Annotated in this window: 19 protein-coding genes; 12 read left to right on the top strand and 7 right to left on the bottom strand. The window is 36.4% G+C overall.

All coding sequences use genetic code 11. From position 1 onward, the window contains the following. Positions 1–121 precede the first annotated feature (121 nt). A complete protein-coding gene (pruA, locus tag E0W73_RS16105) occupies positions 122–1,747 on the bottom strand; it encodes an L-glutamate gamma-semialdehyde dehydrogenase (RefSeq protein WP_135223074.1) in 1,626 nt (541 codons plus the stop codon). Positions 1,748–1,937: 190 nt separating this feature from the next. Between pruA and E0W73_RS16110 the strand changes: the two genes are divergently transcribed. The 4 genes from E0W73_RS16110 to pdeM all read left to right on the top strand — a co-directional run bounded on the left by E0W73_RS16110 (position 1,938) and on the right by pdeM (position 7,765). Next, positions 1,938–2,975, top strand: a complete 1,038-nt coding sequence (locus E0W73_RS16110; RefSeq protein ID WP_135223075.1) for a ligase-associated DNA damage response exonuclease — start codon at positions 1,938–1,940, stop codon at positions 2,973–2,975. Between the two features lie 9 nt (positions 2,976–2,984). Beyond that, on the top strand, positions 2,985–4,586 hold the full coding sequence (locus E0W73_RS16115; protein WP_135223076.1) for an ATP-dependent DNA ligase: 1,602 nt from the start codon (positions 2,985–2,987) through the stop codon (positions 4,584–4,586). A gap of 70 nt (positions 4,587–4,656) precedes the next feature. Further along, complete coding sequence (locus E0W73_RS16120; RefSeq protein WP_135223077.1) at positions 4,657–7,116, top strand: ligase-associated DNA damage response DEXH box helicase; 2,460 nt, start codon at positions 4,657–4,659, stop codon at positions 7,114–7,116. Between the two features lie 7 nt (positions 7,117–7,123). After that, positions 7,124–7,765 carry a ligase-associated DNA damage response endonuclease PdeM gene (pdeM, locus tag E0W73_RS16125; protein ID WP_135223078.1) on the top strand — a complete coding sequence of 214 codons (642 nt, stop codon included), beginning with the start codon at positions 7,124–7,126 and terminating at the stop codon, positions 7,763–7,765. Here pdeM and apaG read toward each other — a convergent pair. From apaG to map, 5 genes are all read right to left on the bottom strand, one after another. Then, entirely contained in the window at positions 7,757–8,143 is a 387-nt protein-coding gene (gene apaG, locus E0W73_RS16130; protein WP_008467225.1) for a Co2+/Mg2+ efflux protein ApaG, read from the bottom strand. The two genes, pdeM and apaG, sit on opposite strands and share 9 nt — an antisense overlap. A gap of 79 nt (positions 8,144–8,222) precedes the next feature. Then, positions 8,223–9,476: a type IX secretion system plug protein gene (locus tag E0W73_RS16135; protein ID WP_135223079.1), complete on the bottom strand. Its 1,254-nt coding sequence runs from the start codon at positions 9,474–9,476 to the stop codon at positions 8,223–8,225. A gap of 85 nt (positions 9,477–9,561) precedes the next feature. Continuing rightward, positions 9,562–12,462 (bottom strand): DEAD/DEAH box helicase, encoded by a 2,901-nt coding sequence (locus E0W73_RS16140; RefSeq protein WP_135223080.1) that lies wholly within the window; start codon positions 12,460–12,462, stop codon positions 9,562–9,564. A 120-nt stretch (positions 12,463–12,582) separates the two neighbouring features. Further along, positions 12,583–13,356: a class I SAM-dependent methyltransferase gene (locus E0W73_RS16145; protein WP_135223081.1), complete on the bottom strand. Its 774-nt coding sequence runs from the start codon at positions 13,354–13,356 to the stop codon at positions 12,583–12,585. Between the two features lie 141 nt (positions 13,357–13,497). After that, a complete protein-coding gene (gene map / locus E0W73_RS16150) occupies positions 13,498–14,316 on the bottom strand; it encodes a type I methionyl aminopeptidase (RefSeq protein ID WP_135223082.1) in 819 nt (272 codons plus the stop codon). Between the two features lie 211 nt (positions 14,317–14,527). Here map and E0W73_RS16155 point away from each other — a divergent pair, with 211 nt between their 5' ends. From E0W73_RS16155 to E0W73_RS16185, 7 genes are all read left to right on the top strand, one after another. Continuing rightward, positions 14,528–15,781 carry a DUF445 domain-containing protein gene (locus tag E0W73_RS16155; RefSeq protein WP_135223083.1) on the top strand — a complete coding sequence of 418 codons (1,254 nt, stop codon included), beginning with the start codon at positions 14,528–14,530 and terminating at the stop codon, positions 15,779–15,781. A gap of 212 nt (positions 15,782–15,993) precedes the next feature. After that, a complete protein-coding gene (locus tag E0W73_RS16160; protein WP_135223084.1) occupies positions 15,994–16,467 on the top strand; it encodes a hypothetical protein in 474 nt (157 codons plus the stop codon). A gap of 10 nt (positions 16,468–16,477) precedes the next feature. After that, entirely contained in the window at positions 16,478–17,638 is a 1,161-nt protein-coding gene (gene purT / locus E0W73_RS16165; RefSeq protein ID WP_135223085.1) for a formate-dependent phosphoribosylglycinamide formyltransferase, read from the top strand. A 2-nt stretch (positions 17,639–17,640) separates the two neighbouring features. After that, positions 17,641–17,961 (top strand): DUF6370 family protein, encoded by a 321-nt coding sequence (locus tag E0W73_RS16170; protein ID WP_135223086.1) that lies wholly within the window; start codon positions 17,641–17,643, stop codon positions 17,959–17,961. Then, positions 17,961–18,536 (top strand): Crp/Fnr family transcriptional regulator, encoded by a 576-nt coding sequence (locus tag E0W73_RS16175; protein WP_135223087.1) that lies wholly within the window; start codon positions 17,961–17,963, stop codon positions 18,534–18,536. Before E0W73_RS16170 ends, E0W73_RS16175 begins: the two co-directional genes overlap by 1 nt. A gap of 274 nt (positions 18,537–18,810) precedes the next feature. Beyond that, positions 18,811–19,527 carry a pirin family protein gene (locus tag E0W73_RS16180; RefSeq protein ID WP_135223088.1) on the top strand — a complete coding sequence of 239 codons (717 nt, stop codon included), beginning with the start codon at positions 18,811–18,813 and terminating at the stop codon, positions 19,525–19,527. Positions 19,528–19,784: 257 nt separating this feature from the next. Then, positions 19,785–20,318 carry a YceI family protein gene (locus E0W73_RS16185; protein WP_135223089.1) on the top strand — a complete coding sequence of 178 codons (534 nt, stop codon included), beginning with the start codon at positions 19,785–19,787 and terminating at the stop codon, positions 20,316–20,318. A 229-nt stretch (positions 20,319–20,547) separates the two neighbouring features. On the opposite strand, the gene E0W73_RS16190 is transcribed toward E0W73_RS16185, so the two are convergent. Continuing rightward, entirely contained in the window at positions 20,548–21,411 is an 864-nt protein-coding gene (locus tag E0W73_RS16190) for a helix-turn-helix domain-containing protein (RefSeq protein ID WP_135223090.1), read from the bottom strand. Between the two features lie 131 nt (positions 21,412–21,542). On the opposite strand from E0W73_RS16190, the gene E0W73_RS16195 reads away from it, so the two are divergent. Beyond that, positions 21,543–21,905 (top strand): DUF983 domain-containing protein, encoded by a 363-nt coding sequence (locus E0W73_RS16195; protein ID WP_091492477.1) that lies wholly within the window; start codon positions 21,543–21,545, stop codon positions 21,903–21,905. The last annotated feature ends 25 nt before the right edge of the window (positions 21,906–21,930 follow it).

A 21,930-nucleotide genomic window follows, 5' to 3' on the forward strand; every position in this document is an offset into this window, starting at 1 on the left:
TGATGTTTTAAATGCTAAAAACAAGAAAACTGTAAAACAGAAAGCCGAACCTTTTTAGAAAGATTCGGCTTTTTATAGGAAAGGTTTTAAATTGTGAACCCTAAAACTTGGGCACAAAAAATTAACCTAAGAAAGGATATCTGTAATCTTCTGGAGTTACAAAAGTTTCTTTGATAGTTCTTGGAGATGCCCAACGCAATAAGTTCAATGCAGAACCTGCTTTGTCATTAGTTCCAGAAGCTCTAGCTCCACCAAATGGTTGCATACCTACCACTGCCCCAGTTGGTTTATCGTTGATATAGAAGTTTCCAGCAGCGTTTTGCAATTTAGTTGTAGCAACTTCAATAGCGTAACGGTCTTGGCTGAAAACAGCTCCAGTTAAAGCATACTCAGATGTGGTGTCAACTAATTCTAAAGTTTCTTCCCACTTAGCATCTTCGTAAACATAAATAGTGATAACTGGTCCGAACAACTCAGTTTCCATTGTGGTATATTTTGGATTTGTAGTTACAATAACCGTTGGCTCAATAAAATATCCAACAGATTTATCATAGTTACCTCCAATAATGATCTCGGCGTCAGCATCTTTTTTAGCTTGGTCGATATAACTCGCTAATTTATCAAAAGAACCTTCGTGAATAACGGCAGTAATAAAGTTTCCAAAATCTTCTGGAGAACCCATTTTCATAGTTTTTACATCAGCAGTTAGTTGCTCTTTTACTGCAGGCCATAAACTTTGAGGAATGTAAGCTCTAGAAGCCGCTGAACATTTTTGGCCTTGGAATTCAAAAGCCCCACGAGTAATTCCGGTAACCACTTGTTTTACGTTTGCGCTTGGGTGAGCAATGATAAAATCTTTCCCTCCGGTTTCACCAACGATTCTTGGATATGTTTTGTAGTTGTGGATGTTTGCTCCAATTTTTGCCCAAATATCTTTAAAGACATGTGTTGATCCTGTAAAGTGAACACCAGCAAAATCACGGCTTGCTAAAACTGTATCGGTAATCATTAAAGCATCGCCGAAAACTACGTTGATAACACCGTCTGGAACTCCCGCTTCTTTGAAAACATCAATAATGATTTTTGCAGAAAACACCTGACTATCACTTGGTTTCCAAACCACCACGTTACCCATCATGGCAGCACTTGCAGGAAGGTTTGCAGCGATAGCCGTAAAGTTAAACGGAGTAATAGCGTAAACAAAGCCTTCTAACGGTCTGTATTCTACACGGTTCCAAACAGAAGAATCTGATTTTGGCTGATCGCTGTAGATCTGAGTCATAAATTCAACGTTGTATCGTAAGAAGTCGATCAATTCACAAGAAGAATCGATTTCTGCCTGATGGATATTTTTTGATTGACCAATCATTGTAGCAGCATTGATACGAGCTCTGTATGGTCCAGCGATAAGTTCGGCAGCTTTTAAGAAAATAGCGGCACGCTGTTCCCACGCCATATTGGCCCATTTTTTTCGTGCTTCAAGAGCATTGGCAATTGCTTTTTCGATATGTTGTTTTTCTGCCAAATGATATTTCCCAACTACGTGCTGGTGATCATGAGGAGTTGTGATGTTTTTTGTATTTCCAGTTCTGATTTCTTCGCTTCCGATATATAAAGGAACGTCAATTTGAGAATTCCACATGGTGGTATAAGCAGCCAGAACAGCAGCTTTTTCTGGGGAGTTTGGTGCATAGCCTTTTACGGGCTCATTTACCGCTTTAGGTACATTAAAGAATCCTTTTAACATGGGATAAATTATTTTATAATTACGAATTGTTTAATTTTTCACAAAAGTACAAATGATAATCCGATTTTATCACAACACAATATTAAAAAGTTGTAATTTAATAAACTAATTGCATGAAGTTGTAAAACTGCTCACTGTTTAAAAGTTTAAATTTGAGTAACTTCTGAAAGAATGTTTTAACACTACTACTATGAAAATCCCTCTTCTGGCTTTTAATGATAAAGGCATTTACTGCCAGCAAGCCGACGTTTATCTTGATCCCTGGAAACCTGTAAAAAATGCCATCATTACACACGGACATTCAGATCATGCGCGTTGGGGACATCAAAATTATATCACGCATCATTTCAACGTGCCTATCATCCGTCAACGGTTGGGAGATATAAATGTCTGTGGAAAAGATTGGGGAGAGACATTCGTTATCAATAACGTAAAATTTTCAATGCATCCTGCCGGGCATATTATTGGGAGTTCGCAAATCAGAGTAGAACACAAAGGAGAAGTCTGGGTTTTTACGGGAGATTATAAAACGGAAGACGACGGAATTTCAACTCCATATGAAACTGTCAAATGCCACACTTTTATAACCGAATGCACTTTTGGGCTACCGGCTTTTAACTGGACCCCACAGGCTGAGGTAATTTCAGAAATAAATAATTGGTGGGCAGAAAACAAGGCAGAAGGCAGAACATCAATTTTGTTTGGTTATTCGTTAGGAAAAGCACAACGACTTTTAAAATACTTGGATACCGATATTGGTAAAATTTACACACATGGCGCAATCGAAAACATGACCAACGTTTTACGCCCGATGGTTTATTTTCCGCCGACTGAATTGATTACAAGAGAAACCAAAAGAGAAGCTCTTTTAGGAAATATAGTTTTAGCTCCTCCAAGCGCGCACGGAAGCATTTGGATTAGAAAAATGACCCCTTTTGTAACCGGGGCGGCAAGCGGCTGGATGGCTTTTCGAGGCGCACGCCGAAGACGAGCAATAGACAAAGGATTTGTGTTGAGCGACCATTGCGACTGGCACGCTTTACTCGAAAGCATCAAGGCTACTGGAGCAGAACGTGTAATTTGTACACACGGCTATACTGATATTTTTGCCAAATATCTGAGAGAATTAGGATATGATGCAAGAACAGAAAAAACACAATATGAAGGCGAAGCTACCGAAATGGAAAAAACCGAACTTGATCAAGAAACTCCAATCGCTTCTGAATAATAATTGTAGATGAAAAATTTCGCCCAACTCATAAAAACATTGGACAGTTCCAATAAAACAAACGTAAAGGTTGATGCGCTGACGACTTATTTTAAGAATGCATCGCCAGAGGATAAAGTCTGGACAATTGCGATTCTTTCTCATCGTCGTCCGCCAAGGCCTGTCAATACTACTCTGTTGCGTCTTTGGGCTAATGAATTGGCAAATATTCCGTTGTGGCTTTTTGAAGAAAGTTATCATATTGTGGGCGATTTAGCCGAAACCATTGCTTTGATCATACCAACTACAAACGAACATTCAGATAAAAGCTTAACGGAGTTTCTTCAGGAAATAATTGCTTTAAAACGGAAAACAGATTCCGAGAAAAAAGAATACCTGCACGAGAACTGGAAAGCGCTGAATTATTATGAACGTTTTGTTTTTACGAAACTCATTACAGGCAGTTTCAGAATCGGCGTTAGCCAAAAACTAATGACGAGAGCCTTGTCAAAAGCAGAAGACGTAGACGAAGATGCTTTGGCTTATAAACTTATGGGAAATTGGAATCCGAATACGATCACGTTTCAAGAATTGATTCTAGACGAAAAAAGCAGTGATTATCTATCAAAACCTTATCCTTTCTATCTTGCTTATCCTATTGAAGGTGAAATCGAAGATTTAGGAAATCCTGAAGATTGGTCTATAGAGCACAAATGGGACGGTATTCGTTCGCAAACCATTATTCGCGACAATGAAATTTATGTCTGGTCAAGAGGCGAAGAGCTGGTAACAGACAAGTATCCTGAGTTTCAGGCTTTGGTGGGTTTGATTCCGAACGGAACTGTAATCGATGCCGAAATTTTGGCTTTTCCAGAAAATCAAATCGGGACTTTTAATGATTTACAAGCCAGAATTGGACGAAAAACCATTTCTGCAAATTTGCTCGAAAAAGTTCCGGTTATTTTAAAAGCGTACGACATCTTAGAATGGGAAGGCCAAGATGTTCGAAGTTTTGCCTATAGCGAAAGAAGATCTTTACTCGAAAGTCTGTATGACGATATCAAAGATTTGAGCACACCTTTTCGACTTTCAGAAAGAGTTTCGCTGAAAACATGGGAGGACGTTGCCAATGAGCGAATGCGCGCCCGTGAAGTGCGAAGCGAAGGTCTAATGTTAAAACGAAACACATCGCCTTATCAGGTTGGAAGAAAAAAGGGCGATTGGTGGAAATGGAAAATCGAACCTTTGACTATCGATGCCGTTCTGACTTATGCCATGCGCGGCCACGGACGAAGATCGAATTTGTTTACTGATTATACTTTTGCGCTTTGGCAAACTAATGCAAATGGAGAAAAGGAACTCGTAACATTCGCTAAAGCATATTCAGGTTTAACCGATGCCGAATTTAGACGTGTAGACGATTTTATAAAAAAGAATACTTTAGAACGTTTTGGCCCTGTTCGAAGCGTAACGCCGCAATTGGTGTTTGAAATTGGTTTTGAAGGGATTTCTCTTTCAAAAAGACATAAAAGTGGCGTAGCAACGCGTTTTCCTAGAATTTTGAGATGGAGACACGACAAGAAAATAGAAGATGCGAATTCTATTGAAGATTTAAAAAATATGATTTCGTAAAAGACTCAAAGGACAAAGCAACAGCTAAACTTTGTTCCTCTGAGCCTTTGCAACTTTGCAACTAAAAAAAATGAATAGGGAACAGCTATATACAATTGCCGAAAATTGGTTCAAGACTCAGGGATGGAAATCTTTTCCGTTTCAAAATCAAACTTGGACAGCCTTTCTGCAGGGCAAAAATGGTTTATTGAACGCACCAACAGGAAGCGGTAAAACCTATGCCTTATGGTTTCCGGTAGTTCTCGATTACATCAAAAAAAATCCCGATTATAAGACCAAGCATAAACCAGGATTAAAAGCAATCTGGATAACGCCTCTCCGAGCGCTTTCTGTAGAAATTAAACAGGCAGCCGAACGAATTATAGAAGATTTAGACTTGCAGCTAACTGTCGGAATTAGATCTGGAGATACTTCGCAAAGCGAAAGGGCAAAACAGAAAACCAAAATGCCGGATCTCTTAATTACAACCCCCGAAAGCTTACAGTTACTTCTTGCAGCCAAAGGATATCCTAGAACTTTTGCTAATTGTGGTTCAATTGTCGTTGATGAATGGCACGAATTGCTCGGAACAAAACGTGGCGTGCAAATGGAATTAGCTCTTTCGCGCCTAAAAATCATTGCGCCTGAAATGCGTATTTGGGGAATATCGGCAACAATCGGTAATCTTGAATTAGCACGGCAGGTTTTATTGGGTCCCGATTCTGAAGCTTATCAAAATTCGGTTTTGATCAAGGCGTATATCAATAAAAAAATAAAAATCGAATCGATTCTTCCTGAAAAAATGGAAACGTATCCTTGGCGCGGACATATGGGTTTACATCTAATTGATGAGGTGGCCAAAATCATACGAAAAAGCAAGACTACTTTAATTTTTACCAATGTTCGTTCTGCCTGCGAAATATGGTATCAGGCTATTTTAGAAAAATATCCTGAATTTGCTGGCGAAATGGCCATGCACCACGGAAGCATCAGCCGCGAAATTCGGTTATGGGTCGAAAGCGCTATTCGTAACGAAGAATTAAAAGTGGTAGTCTGCACTTCGAGCCTCGATTTAGGTGTAGATTTTGCTCCTGTTGAAACCATTATTCAGATTGGCGGACCAAAAGGAGTTGCGCGTTTTCTCCAAAGAGCAGGACGAAGCGGACACCAACCGGGAAAAGAAAGCGTGATTTATTTTCTGGCCACGCACGCAATGGAACTGATTGAAGCTTCGGCACTAAAAAAAGCTGTTGCCAAAACCGTTGTCGAGGATAGAATGCCTTATTTAAACAGTTGGGACGTTTTGGTACAGTATTTAAATACGTTGGCGGTTTCTGACGGATTTTTTCCAAACGAAATTTTTGAAGAAGTCAGAGCCACTTTCTGTTATCAAAACATCACTAAGGAAAACTGGAACTGGATTCTCAATTTTATTACAAACGGAAGCCAAAGCTTACAAGCTTACGATGAATTTAAGAAAGTAGAAATAGAAGAAGACGGTCGTTTTAAGATCAACAGCCGTTTTGTTGCCATGCACCATAGAATGCAGATGGGAACTATTGTTGGTGATGCCGTTCTGAATGTCAAGTTTTTAGGCGGCGGATTTATCGGGACTATCGAAGAATGGTTTGCTTCAAAATTACAGCGGGGCGATGTTTTTACTTTCGCCGGAAGGCAACTTGAATTGTTTCAGATCAAAAACATGCAGGTTTTGGTACGAAAAGCCGATCCAAAAAAAACGGCTAAAGTGGTAAGCTGGATGGGCGGACGCATGACGTTGTCTGCACAGATGAGTAAACTGCTTAGAGAGGAACTTTATGCTGCCAACACCGAGAATTTATCTCCAGAATTAAGGGCATTAAAACCTATTTTTGATAGACAGCGAAAGGAAAGCATTGTGCCGAATAATGATGAATTTCTGATTGAGACTTTTAAGACTCGAGAAGGTTTTCATGCTATTTTTTATCCTTTCGAAGGACGTTATGTACATGAAGCTTTAGCGAGTTTGATTTCGTACAGAATCAGTTTGCTTTCGCCGATTACTTTTTCGCTGGCCTATAATGATTATGGTTTTGAATTGCTTTCTGATCAAGAAATAGATATGGAATCCGTTTTTGATAATGATTTATTTACCACCTCTTATGTGCATTATGATTTGCAGAAAAGCTTAAATTCGACCGAAATGGCTCGAAGAAAGTTTCGCGATATTGCCGTAATTGCGGGTCTGGTCTTTACAGGAATGCCAGGAAAACCGGTTAAGACAAAACATCTGCAAAGCGGTTCTCAATTGATTTTTGAAGTTTTTAGAGATTATGAACCTGATAATTTATTATTGCAGCAGGCTTTTACCGAAACATTTGAACATCAGTTGGAAGAAGGACGTTTGATTCAGGCATTAGAAAGAATCAACAGCCAGAAAATAGTCTGGAAACAATGCAAGAAACCAACACCTTTTAGTTTCCCCATAATTACCGATCGTCTCCGCGAAAAATTATCTAGCGAAACCTTGCAGGAGAGAATCAAAAAAATGACGGCTAGTTACATGAAATAATACAAACATGACTATTACAATAAACAATCAAAATTTTATTTTACATCCTTGCGGCGCGGCTTTTTGGGAAGAAAAGAAAATGCTCTTGATTTCGGACCTGCATCTGGGGAAAATTGCACACTTTAGAAAACACGGAATGGCAATTCCCGAAAAAGCTGTTCAACAAAATTTTAACCGACTAAAGAATGTTCTAGAATTATTCGATTCAGAAGCCATAATTTTCCTCGGAGATTTGTTTCACAGCACCATCAATACCGAATGGGATTTTTTTGCTGAATGGACTAAGAGCGTTACACAGCAACTTATTCTGGTAGAAGGAAATCATGATATTATTTCAAGAAAGTATTATGCCGATTTGAATATCGAAATTTATTCGGAACTAATAATAGAAGGCTTTCTCCTCACCCATCATCCTTCTAAAAGAGAAAATTTCTTTAATCTCTGCGGACACATTCATCCCGGAATAAAACTGAAAGGTTTAGGAAGGCAATTTTTAAGTCTGTCCTGTTTTTTCAGAAAGCCGTATCAAATGATTTTTCCAGCATTCGGAGAATTTACAGGCAATTTTAATTTGATTCCCGAAGAAAACGACAAAGTTTACGCTATTGCGAAAGATGAAATAATCGAAATAAATCTTGGATTAGTTTAACGCAAAAGGAGCGCACATTCTAAAAGTAGGAACAATCACTTTGAATGTTTTGGTTGTAGTGAAATTGATCATGTTAAAATGACCTTTCATAGCTCCGTACGGAGAAGAAAGCAGGCATCCCGAGCTGTAAGTGTGGTTTTCGCCTGGTTTTAAAACCGGTTTTTTTCCAATTACGCCTTCGCCGTCAACCACTTCTAAATCGTTTAAAGAATCAAAAATTTCCCAGTGGCGAGAAGTCAGCTGGACAGAATCTTTACTATGATTTTCGATTGTAACTACGTAACTAAAAGCAAAGTGAATCTTGTAGTTCTTGAAGTAAGTACCTTCAAAACTAGTTAAAACTGATATTTTTATGCCTCTTGTAATTTGAGAAACCATACTAACGTAGTAAATATGTGTGCGTTATAGTTGCAAATCTACAAAAAAAAACCTTTCGACCTAAAACCTTAACAATGTTTTAATTGACGATGTTTATCGAGTTTGCATTTCCTTTTCCGATTACTCTTTGATATCGATCTGTATTTTCCTTGTAATAAACCAGAATAGTGTACTCATTTTCTGTCTGATAAAAGTTGCCGTCAATGGCATTTTCATAGTCAATTACACCTTTTTTATCTGCCACGGTATATTGAAAATTAGTGAATCCCTGCTTGATCATTATCGCTTTCTCGAAAACGGCTTTATCGGTATTATAGTCCATTTTGTATTCTGGCGAAAGGCTGTAATTGTTGAACATTCCAGTGATATAAATGTCTTTGTTCATTCTAAAAGCCGGTGCCGAAAGCGTAAAATAAACCCAAGCATAATCGGCTTCTATTTCATTGTTAGATCCGTTTATGTTTTTTACCACAAAATTTCCGTTCACGTCCAGATACAAAGTATAAATCTGATTGCCTCTAGCCTGATTCGTATACAGATAAGCGTTGTAAATATCGTTATTCGATCCTATACGCCCCACATTATTATTGGCCGCGCGAATATCTTTATTTTCAAAATATAAAAATTCATTGCCGCCCCAAAATTGTGTTTCGGCGTCGTATTTGTAAACCAGCTGATTTCCTATGGTATATTGTGGCGCTATATTTTTAATTGCAGTATTAAAATTTCCGTTTTGCAGCAAAAGCACTTTTACATTTTGTGTCGGAACCTGAAAGGTGATGCTGTTTGAAACAATCGAAAAATCCAGATTTTGTTTGTAGTCGATATTACTCAGGTTTCGACTTCTTTTGACTTGAGCCGCAACAGTGCATTGGTCTTCGTACAAAATGAATTTCCTAGAAAAAACAACTTCTTTGTCTTCATTCAAAATCTTCAGCATATAATTTCCCGACAATCGCAACTGCGTTGTAAACTGATTCGGAAAAGAAAGCTTGTAATGCGAATAAACCTGAAGCGTGTTAAAAGAGTTGATATATTCGGTGATGCGCTGGCCATCAAAACCTCGTAGATAGTCTGTTTTCGGAATATCGCTTGGTTTCCAGTTGTAATCGCAATGGGTAACTTCAAAATAATAATTAGCCTCGTTTCCAAAAAGATCATCAAACTGAAATTCAAAAGAAGCGCCCAATTCAAATATCGGAACAACATTATTGCCATTCTGAACAAATGAAACAGTTTTGATGTTGTAAGGAGGATCGATTTCTTTTTCCTGAGCTTTCGCTAATGTGAAAATAAATAAGAAAACAAAGCTTGTATATAATAATTTCGGCATCGCAATAGATTGTAAAATTGTAAATATAAGAATTTTATTAAACGTATTGCGATGCCATATTATTTGGTTTTTGAAAACAATGATATTAAGAATTCAGAATGTATTCTAAATTTGCCTCGATTTCATCGTTTATATAACTTTCTTCAAGCAGTGAATCTGATAACAGTTTTTTGTTTTCCTGGAGTTTGATAATTTTTTCTTCGACCGTGTTTTTCGAAATAAAACGAATGACATTCACCTTATTCAACTGGCCGATTCGGTGTGCTCTTGCTACCCCCTGCTTTTCTGCAAAAGGATTCCACCATGGATCCAAGAACAATACATAAGAAGCTTTTGTAATGTTCAGACCTACTCCACCTGCTTTGAGCGAAATAAAAAACAACAGCGGATTTTCTTTTTCCTGAAACATTTTGACTTGTTGTTCTCTTTTGTCTGAAGGTGTTTCACCCGTAATTTCGCAGAATTCTATTTTATTTTCCTTGCACCAGTCTGTATAAAAATTAAGATTGGTTACAAACGAACTGAAAATAATAGCCTTCTGCTTTCCTTTTACGAGACTTTCCAGATAATTGGTAACCGCAATATATTTTCCTGAATCAATTTCAGATTCTTGATCAATCATTTTCGGATGATTGCTCAACTGTCTTAATTTCATCAACGTATTAATAATGCTGATTTTGTCTGGACTAGAACCGTCAGTTTTAAGAAGCGAATTACGTGCTTTTGATTTTTCTTTCTCGTATAATTTTTCCTGTTCTGGATCCATGTCGCAATAATAAATCTGCTCGGTCAATTCTGGCAAATCTTTCAAAACCTGTTCTTTGGTTCTTCTTAGAATGTAAGGTTGGATAAGATTTTTTAATTCGCCCAAAACTTCTTCATTCTGCTTTTTCTCAATCGGATTTTTAAAATTTTCCATAAAGAAAGCATAACTGCCTAAAATATCCGGATTGATAAACTGCATCTGCGACCATAAATCGTCAAGCGAATTTTCTATTGGCGTACCACTCAAGGCAATTTTATGTCCTGTACTGATTTTGTTTATCGCTTTAAAAATCTTTGAATTTTTGTTTTTGATGTATTGACTTTCGTCTAAAATCAGATATCGGAAATCGTATTTTTCTAAAATTGAAATATCACGATGAATAATGCTATAACTTGTAAATATCAAATCGGTCGAATCTAATCGGCTGATAAGCTGTTTTCTGTCGTTGCCAACATATTGTATTTTCGAAAAATGAGGCGTAAATTTCACCGCTTCATTAAACCAGTTAAAGACCAAAGAAGAAGGCAATACAATCAGCGCTTTCAGAGGCTCTCTCTCAATGGTGGTTTCATTAGCAAACAAGTCAAAATTGGTGGTTTTAGTAGTAAAACCTAATTGTTCCTGTACAGAAACAAGAACCGCCAAGGTCTGCAACGTTTTACCAAGTCCCATATCATCGGCAAGACAAGCGCCAAGATTGGAATTAAAATGCCCTAAGAGCCATTTAACTCCATCGATTTGATATGGCCTTAAAGTAGCTTTCAGTAAATCTGACGCGGTGTATTCGGCATGAGAAATTACGTCATTATCAATTTCTGAAATTCCATCCAATGCGGTAAAATTGCTTTTACGCAATAAAAGAGTTCCGTTTTCTGTTTTCGCCAATTTTGCCAGCGAACCGTATTTGCTGAACCATTCTAGGGGAATCAGGAAATAATTTCCGTCGGGCAAAGCAAAAAGCCTTTCTTTGCTTTTAATGTTTGGAATAATTTCGCTGAAATTAATCTTATAATCGCCGATGGTAATGATGATTTTAATATCAAACCAATCACCATTAGTATCTTTTGAAGCCGAAATACTATACCCCTCAGTAATGATTTCTTTGCTTTCGAGTTTTAGGTTCTGAATTGTAAATCCGGCGTTTTCGAGCTGTTGTTTATGGTCAATAACAAACTGAAGTGTAGCATAAGGGTCTTCATTTTCTGTTTCAGAATTTAATCCGAACAGTTCGTTTTTAATTTTTGATAAACCAATTTCGTTTAATTTATCGGTATACAAAACCTCATCTGCACTTCGCTTAAACTGGATTATTTTGGGTTCGTTAGCAATGCTGAAATCTACAAACGAATGTGTTTTCTTATTTTTAGAAGCGTCAAACTGGTAGCCGCTATAATCAAAATAAAGATTGAGGTAGTAGCAGTTTTTAAAAAAATCATAAACGGGCTGCATTGTGCACGATAAGATTTGGTCACGAAGTTCTACTTCAAAACCATCTGCTTCAATATCAATCTTTTTAGCTATCTCGGGAATAAAACTTTTGAAGTAATTGTCGACTAATTTCGAAGGAATTTCGATTGATTTCTTCTTTAAAAACGGAGAAAGTTTTTTAGCGTTAAGCTCTTTTAATTGCCCTAGTTTTTTATCGATAATTAACCAGCCAGGTTCGTCAAGAAGAATTTCGACATTTTTGTCCATTGGCAGAAATATCGTTTCGTTTTCTTTTAAGGAAAGAGTATAAGTAATTCCTTCTTCATGTTTTGAAAAGTAAATCTGCGGTTCAAATTCTAGAGGTGTTATACCGACTTTTGAACGGTAAAAATCTTTTTCAGGTCCGAGATTAAAAGACAATGGAAATTGTTCCTGTACAATCAAGCTGTAAAAAGAACTCAAATGGAATTTTAGATGCTGACGAATCGCAAATTCAATTTTAGAATCTTTCTGCAGATCAGCAATTGTTTTTGCAGATTTTATTTTTGCACTGAATTTCTTAAAAATGAATTCAGGTTTTAAAGACTCGCACGCGTTCAGTATTTTTTTTGAGTTAGAATCTAAGTTGTCCAACACAATTCCGAAGCTTTGCATTACGTCAGGACTTGCTTTTTTGTCTAGATATTTAATTTCATCAGTACTCTCAACTATATAGGCGGTTGGGATATAAGTGCTGAGGTTTTTCTCAAAACTGATGTCGAAGCAAAATTGAAATGATTTTGTAGGTTCCAAGATTTAGGGATTTGGTTAGGCTTGTATTTTGAGAATTAGGCTAAAAAGTAAAAAGTTTTCAAAATAGGGAGATTCTGAAAACTTTTTAAATGAACTGGTATCACTTATATGGTGAAAAAATTAGTTTTCTGGTTTAAAACAAAGCGGAATAATTTCGCCTTTTGCTAAACAGTATTTTTCGACCAATTCTGGTGCTATTTTGTTGGTGTAATCTTCTTCGATTACGATAAAACCAATGCTTCTTAGTTTGTCGAAATAGTCGCGTCCGTAAATGCGTACATGGTCATATTGGCCAAATATTCTGGCGCGTTCTTTTTGGTCTGTAATAGAATCATCGGCAAAAGTAACTTCACGATTCAAATCCTGCGGAATTTGTAGAACGGCCATTCCGCCCGGTTTCAAAACACGAAATAATTCCTGCATTGCTTTGGTGTCGTCTGGAATATGTTCTAAAACGTGATTACACAAAATCACATCATATTGGTTGTCTTTAAATGGCAGGTTGCAGATGTCTGCTTTTACGTCTGCCAAAGGAGAAAACAAATCGGTTGTGGTATAATCCAAATTTTTCTGTTGGCGGAATCTTTTGTAAAAAGCCTGTTCTGGAGCAAAATGAAGCACTTTTTTAGGTGCTGTAAAAAAATCCGTCTGATCGTTTAGATACAGCCATAACAATCGATGTCTTTCTAATGAAAGCGTACTTGGCGAAAGCACATTATTACGTTGTTTTCCGTATCCGTAAGGCAGAAAAGACCTAAAGCTTTTTCCATCGATAGGATCTGTAAATTTATCTCCCCTCAAAGAGAAAGCCAAAATAGGACGCGCCACATAACTCAAACGAATTAATAAGGGACGTGGAATTGTATTTAAAACTAACTTGAAAAGTTTCTTCATGGGGCTATTTCAAAATATTTTTTGTTTTCCTGCAAGGTTTTCAAAACCTTGTAGGTATTTAGGTTTGAAAAAGACACCTACAAGGTTTTGAAAACCTTGCAGGAGTTCGATTTTTTTTAGGTTTTTGAATCTCGGCTATAATTACAATACTAAAGGCACTTGTCTAAATTCATCTTCTTCATTGCTTTCGATTCCTAAAGCTTTGTAGATGTATTGAAAAGTAGATAGCAATTCTGGTTTTCCGTCGATCAAGGCTACATCATGTTCAAAATGCGCGCTTGGTTTTCCGTCTGCAGTCAAAATTGTCCAGCCGTCTTTTAATTGTTTGATGTTTTTTGTCCCCATATTGATCATAGGCTCAATGGCAACCACCATACCTTCTACAAAAAGTTTTCCTCTTCCTTTTTTACCGTAGTTTGGCATTTCAGGTGCTTCGTGCATTTTTTGCCCCAATCCATGACCTACAAGTTCACGAACCACTCCGTAACCGTGAGATTCGGTATATTTCTGAATTGCATTTCCAACATCTTCAACGCGGTTTCCGGCTTTAAATTCGCGAATACCAACATATAGAGATTCTTTGGTTACTCTTAAAAGTTTTTTTACTTCAGGAGCAACTTCGCCGATTTCAAAACTATAAGCGTGGTCTCCGTGGTATCCATTTTTGAATGCGCCACAGTCTACAGAAATCACATCACCGTTTTTTAGAGGAATATTATTCGGTATTCCGTGCACCACCTGAGCATTCGGGCTCATGCATAAAGAATTCGGAAAATCGTATAATCCTAGAAAACTAGGAACTGCGCCGTGATCACGAATAAATTCTTCGGCTAATTTGTCAAGATATAATGTGGTAACTCCTTCCTTAATTTCAGAAGCAATCATTCCTAATGTTTTTGATACGATTAAGGCACTTTCGCGCATTAATTCGATTTCCTCTCTGGTTTTCGGGATAATCATATTTTTCAGATTTTCAGTTGGCAAAAGTACAATTTTTATCTCATTTTTTATGTAAATTTTTTAGCACCGAATTGCGCTAATTAACACGAATTACAATTTAAGACAATTACTAAAAACCATACAATTAGTACTAATTCTTGCAAATCGCAGCAGACTTTTGATTTAGTATCTCATAAAAAAGCCTTAAATTAGTAAGTAAAAAAAAATAATCATGGAAACTTCTATAAATCAAGATACAGTCAAATTAAAGGCGCTGCGCAGAATGAAGCGCAATGCTTTGGCACTTCTAGGAATTGCCGTGCTTCTTTTCATAATTGCAATTTATTACAAAATTCCGATGTTACAGGCTTTTAGCGAAGCAGCAATGGTGGGCGGTATTGCCGATTGGTTTGCCGTTGTGGCATTATTTCGTCATCCGCTAGGAATTCCGATTTGGCATACAGCTATTATTCCGACCAAAAAGAATGAAATCGGCGAAAATCTTGGAAATTTCGTTTCAGAAGAATTCTTGAATCGCGAAAAACTCGAAATCAAACTCGACGAATTCAATTTTGCCAACAAAGCTTCAGAGTGGCTTTCGAAAGAAGAAAATGCCGATAAAATTGCTAATGCCGTTGCCCTAAATATAATTCCGGGAATTTTAAGAACCATAAAAGACGAAGATGTCCGAAGATTTATTCAGGTCCAATTTAAGGAAAAAATAGAAGGAATAAATTTTGGAGACTGGGTTGCAATGGCGCTCGAACCTTTACAAAAAGGGAATGTAAAAGATGAGCTGCTGACTAATCTTTTGGAAGTAATGAGCGCCGAACTTACCAACAATAAAGATTTGATCAGAAAAAAAGTAAAGGCATCAACACCCTTTTTGAGTTTCGGACTTGCTGACAAAAGCATTACTGAAGGTGTTTTTAACGGTCTTCAGGATTTTCTTCATGAAGCAAAAAATCCAGAAAGCGCCGTTCGAGTTAAAATAGATGAGTATGTAGCAAATTTTCTTGATAAAATAAAAAACTCCGAAGAAATGAGAATCAAAATCAATGATATGATTCTGGGTTTTGTCGGCAAAAAAGAAGTGCAGGATTATATTAACGGTATTTGGGATGAAATAAAGTCATCTATAAACACAGATTTGAAAAAAGGAGATCATTCTTCTATCAAAAAAAGTGTCTCGAACTTGATTAAAGGTTTCGGAACCGGAATTCAGGAAGATCCGATTATGATTGACAAAATCAATAGTTTTATTAAAAATGATTTGCTCTCTGTACTTTTAAACAACAAGAAGGTTATCGGAGACCTTATCTCATCAACTGTAAAAAGCTGGGACGGAAAAGAAGTTTCGGAAAAGCTCGAACTCGAAATCGGCAAAGATCTTCAATACATCCGAATTAACGGAACTCTGGTAGGAGGTTTTATCGGACTTGTGATTTATGGGGTTGAGCAATTATACCATTATTTTATTGTGTAATAAACTCAATCTTATTTCGAGGGGAGAAATCGAAAAGTATTCGCAAAGAAATCGCCAGTCTTTTTGCAGAATTTCTATTGCGATTTCTCCTTAATCGATACGACAAGTTCTATAACTAGTTTGTATTAAAACAAAATCTAGCAACAAAATAAATCTGTTTGATCTGAGAATAAATCTCATTTTATTTATCTTTACTCTTTAAATAAATTTAAATGGAATCAAACAAAAACATTCAAAAGTATGCCGCCATTGCAGGAATTTTTGTGTGTGCTTTTTTTCCATTTTTAATTTTTTCCGAAAGTCTTTTTATCGATTTATGCACTCAAATATGCAATTTCGGAATATTCTGGAATCCAATTTTCTGGGGAATTCTATTTCCATTATTTATTGTTTTTCTATTTTGGAATACGGCCAAAAAAATCAGCCCTTCATTAAACGAATTAACCTATTTTACAGCTTGTTCTCGATTTTCTTTTAGGATAATTTCAAGAATTATAATATCTCTTTTGGCAATTTATATTATTGGCTTATTTACTAATGGCATATCTGTTATATTAAGATCGCAAATTCCATATGTTATTTTGTTTTCAATGCTAATGATTTTATTTCTCTCATTCGTATTAATAATTCTAACTTTTATAAGCAGTTTAATAATTGTAAAAGCAAGCAAAACACCCAAAATTTAAATCCAACAAAATGAAAATACTACTTCTAGGCTCAGGCGAATTAGGTAAAGAATTTGTCATTGCCGCACAAAGAATCGGACAAACTATAATCGCAGTTGACAGTTACGAAAATGCACCAGCCATGCAAGTTGCACACGGTTTTGAAGTCATCAATATGTTAGATGGCGAGGCGCTTGACCGAATCGTAGCCAAACATCAACCTGATTTTATAGTTCCTGAAATAGAAGCCATCCGCACCGAACGTTTTTACGATTACGAAAAACAAGGCATCACTGTTGTTCCTTCAGCGAAAGCGGCAAACTTTACCATGAATCGCAAAGCCATTCGTGATTTAGCCGCAAAAGAATTAGGATTACGTACAGCAAAATACGAATACGGAACTTCAGCAGAAGAATTGCAAAAAGCCGTTCAGGAAGTTGGAATTCCATGCGTGGTAAAACCTTTAATGTCTTCTTCTGGAAAAGGACAATCAACCATCAAAACCGAAAGTGATATCGAAAAAGCATGGCAATATGCCGTTGCAGGTTCTCGTGGAGACGTAATCGAAGTGATTGTAGAAGCTTTTGTAGACTTTCATTCAGAAATTACGCTTCTAACGATTACTCAAAATGACAATCCAACTTTGTTTTGCGCTCCAATTGGACACAGACAAGAACGTGGCGATTATCAGGAAAGCTGGCAACCGGCTTTAGTTTCAGAAAAAGATTTATACGAGGCACAGGATATGGCCGAAAAAATTACCGAAGCACTTGGTGGTGCGGGACTTTTTGGTGTTGAATTTTTCCTGACAAATGAAGGCGTTTATTTCTCTGAACTTTCACCTCGACCGCACGATACCGGAATGGTAACTTTGGCTGGAACGCAGAATTTCAACGAATTTGAATTGCATTTACGAGCGATTTTAAGTCTTCCAATTTTCGAAATTACTTTAGAAAAAGCTGGAGCAAGCGCTGTAATTTTAGCATCGGAAGATTCTGCAAATCCAACTTTCAGCGGAATCGAAAAGGTAGCCGCTTTACCCAAAACCGATTTCAGGATTTTCGGTAAACCAACTTCAAGACCCTACCGAAGAATGGGAGTTGTTTTAAGCCACGATACACTTTCGACTCCAATCAACGAAGTAACCGAACGCGCCAAAGAAACGGCAAAATTAGTAACTGTAAATTCTTAACCATGAAAAATATTTTATTGGCAACTTTCCTTTTTATTGGAATCGCCTTACAAGCACAGGACAAAAAGAAATTTGACAAACCAACAATCGTTGAAGCTTCTTGCGGAGAATGCCAATTTGGAATGAAAGGCAAAAGCTGTGATTTGGCCGTTCGTATTGACGGAAAAAGCTATTTTGTTGACGGAACAAAAATTGACGAACATGGAGACGCACATGCCGAAGACGGATTCTGCAATGCCATCAGAAAAGCTTCTGTAACAGGAGAAATAAAAGGACACCGATTTATCGCTACTTCATTCACTTTAATAGAAGATAAAAAATAATGGCATTAATTCTTGAAAACATTGCCAAACACGTTTCTCTGACACCAGACGAGCAGGCGCTTTTTTTATCTAAATTAGAAACCAACACTTACAAAGCCAAAACGCTTTTACTAAACGCTGGCGAAGTCTGCAAACATTCTTACTTTGTAAATTCTGGTATTTTAAGAAGTTTCAACATCAACGATAATATTGTAGAACATGTTCTTTCATTTGCCTGTGAAGGCTGGTGGATGAGCGATATGTACAGTTATTTTTCGCAAAAACCGGGACAGCTTTTTATTGAAGTTCTCGAAGAAGCAGAAGTTGTTTCTTTATCCAAAGAAAATCAGGAACAATTGTATCTTGAAATTCCGAAACTGGAACGTTTTTTCCGGATTTTAATTGAGAATTCATTAGTAGCGAATCAACAACGATTAATGGATAACTTGAGCTTACCTGCGGAAGAACGTTTTGAGAAATTCACTAAAAAATACGGAACCTTGGCTCATAAAGTTCCTCAAAAACAAATCGCTTCTTTCATTGGAGTTACACCTGAATTTTTCAGTAAAATGAAAGCTAGGCTTTTGAAGAAATAAGTTTTTTTGCCACAGATTTAACGGATTAAAAGGATTAAAAATGTTGCCACACATTACTAGAATTTTAACGAATTAAATTGAATAAAAATTTGTGGAAATTCGAGTAATGTGTGGCAACATCATTTTTAGTCATTAAATCTGCGGCAAAGTCTTAATCGCAACTCAAAAAATCTAATGAGAATTTCAGCTGCTTAAAGAACTTAACCTAGATTAAGTGCTTTTCCTTTACATCGGCCGTATCTTTGTACTATCAAAATCAATAAAAGACAAAATCATGGAAAATATAGTATTGCACAAAGCAGACACAAGAGGAAACGCAAATCACGGATGGTTGAATGCTTATCATAGCTTCAGTTTTGCAAGCTGGTACAACCCTGACAGAATTCAGTTTGGGGCGCTTCGTGTTTTGAACGATGATACGATTGCTGCCGGAATGGGTTTTGGAACTCACCCACACGATAATATGGAAATTATTACGATTCCGCTTGAGGGTGATTTGGCTCATAAAGACAGCATGGGAAATACGGAAGTAATTAAAAATGGCGATATTCAGGTAATGAGCGCCGGAACCGGAATTCAGCATAGCGAGTTTAATCCGAATGCAGACCAGCAGACAAAATTATTACAGATTTGGTTGTTTCCGAACAAAAGAAATGTAACGCCACGTTATCAGCAAATCACTTTGGATGTAGCCGACAGACATAACAAATTGTCTCAAGTTTTGTCTCCAAGTGCAGATGATGAAGGTGTTTGGATTCATCAGGATGCCTGGTTCAATATGGGAAATTTTGATGCTGGAATTTCTACTGAATATAAAATCAAAAAAGAAGGAAACGGAGTTTATGCTTTTGTTTTAAAAGGAAATGTAACCATCAACGGCCAGGAATTAAATTCTCGTGACGCAGTTGGAATTTCAGGCACTGATACTTTAAACATTAAAGCCAATACAGAAGCTGAATTTTTATTAATGGACATTCCGATGAATTATTAATTCAACTAAAAATATTTTTACCTGTACTTTGAAACGATAATAAATCTGTAAATCAGATTATTATCGTTTATTTTTTTACTCTATTTCAAAAAAGAAAAACTAACTTTATATAGGAGACCTAACAGGTTTTAAAAACCTGTTAGGCCTTTTTACAGACTTTTTTATTTCTTAATCTAGGTTAAGTGCTCCGAGACAACTGTCACCGTAACTTTGTCCTATCAAAATGAAATAAATTAATTATTAAAAAAATAAAAATTATGGCAACTACAAAATGGTCAATTGACCCTACTCACTCAGAAATTGGTTTTAAAGTTAAACACATGATGTTTACAAATGTTTCAGGAAAATTTGGAACTTATGAAGCTTCTGCAATTACAGAAGGAGAAAGTTTTGAAAATGCAGATTTCAGTTTTTCTGCTGATATCGCTTCAATCGACACTGCAAATGCAGATCGTGACGGACATTTAAGAAGCGGTGATTTCTTTGACGCTGAGAATCATCCAAAATTAACTTTCAAATCTTCTGCTTTCAAAAAAATCAATGATGGTGAATTTGAATTAACTGGAGATTTAGACATTAAAGGTGTTTCGAAAACAGTAAAATTCCCAGTTGAATTCAGCGGCATCATGACTGATCCTTGGGGAAATACAAAAGTAGGTTTAAGCATAGAAGGAAAAATTAATCGTAAAGATTGGGGTTTAAACTGGAACTCAGCTCTTGAAACTGGTGGTGTTTTAGTAGGTGAAGAAGTTCGTTTAAACATTGAATTACAATTTGTAAAACAAGCCTAATCCCTTTTTAGATTTTAATTGGTTGGTTAATAGCCTTGCGTTTTACTCGCAGGGCTTTTGTTTTTTAGCCACAAATTACACTAATTTACACGAATTATTTTTTAGCCACAGATTAAAAAGATTTCCACAGATTTTTAACCCAAATAATCCTTTAATCTGTGTCAAAAAATATCAACACATTTGAGAGAGAAAAATTAGTGGAAATTTGTGTAATTCGTGGCAAAATAACTTATCGTACTGTATTTCTAAATTCTGTAGGCGACATTCCGGTTTGTTTTTTGAAGAATCGGGAGAAATAGGAATAATCTTCGTAGCCAACTTTGAATGCGATTTCATTTACGGCTAATTGTTTGTCAATCAGCATTCTTTTTATCTCTAGGATTACTCTGTCCATAATTACTTCTGTTGCTGTTTTTTGGAGGATTTCATTGCAGATTCTGTTTAAATGTTTCAGCGTAATATTTAGCTTTTCCGCATAAAACGAAGGCAGTTTCTGAGTTCTGAAATGTTCTTCTAAAAGCGATTCAAACTTATTGATTTTGATATTGTATGAATGCGTTTGATGCGAATACGTTTCTCCGTATTTTCTGGCTACTTCAATGTGAATGCAATCCAGTAAATTCAGTAATTTGTCCAATTGATATTTATTATCTTGGCTATTTTCCTGAATCAGCAAATCGAAATATGGGAGAATTTTTGGGATTTCTCTTTCTTCAAAAACCATTTCTGGTCGGTTTTGAATGGAATGGTAAAAGTTGTAATCGTTTATCTTTTTTTGTCCGAAATACAAATTGTACAATTCCTGCGAAAAGATAATTACAAAACCTTCAATGTCTTCAGACAAATTCCAATGATGCATTTGTCCAGGCTGTAGCACAAACAGACTTCCTCTTTTGATTTCAAACTGATCAAAATCGACTTCATGCAATCCCGAACCTTTAGTAAAAAAGACCATCAGATACGAATCATGCCGATGCGGTTCTTCGACAAAACTGTGACTTTTTAAATGCTCTTTAAAAGTATTCACATAAAAATCACGATGAATGTCATTACAGCTAAAATTCTGAACACTATAAATGGGATATCTTTTCATTTTGGAATTTGGATTTTATTCTTTGAAATTTAAAACAAAAATGTCTTTATTGTGCTATAATAAGCGAAGATACTAAAAAGACTTTTACAATGCTCTGAATTACCTTTGTATAAACAAAAATCAACAATATCATGTCAAGTGCATTAACTCATATTTTAAAAAACGAATGTCCTGTTTGTCATAAAGGAAAAGTTTTTACAGACAAGAATATATTTCTGAATTTCAGTTTTCCAAAAATGAACGAATACTGCAGTCACTGCCATTATAAATTCCAAAAAGAGCCTGGCTATTTCTTTGGCGCGATGTATGTAAACTACGGTTTGACAGTGGCTCAAGGAATTGCAACCTATTGTATTGCACAGTATTTTTTCGAAACAAACTTCGATTTAAGAATCCTTCCTATCATTGCTGTTGTCATAACTTTACTCACTCCTTTTAATCTCAGATTTTCAAGATTAGCATGGATTTATATGTTTAAAGGTTATACAAGCTAAAAAAGTATTATTTTTGCCGTCCAAT

The sequence above is a fragment of the Flavobacterium foetidum genome (assembly GCF_004634245.1).
Taxonomy (GTDB): Bacteria; Bacteroidota; Bacteroidia; order Flavobacteriales; family Flavobacteriaceae; genus Flavobacterium; species Flavobacterium foetidum.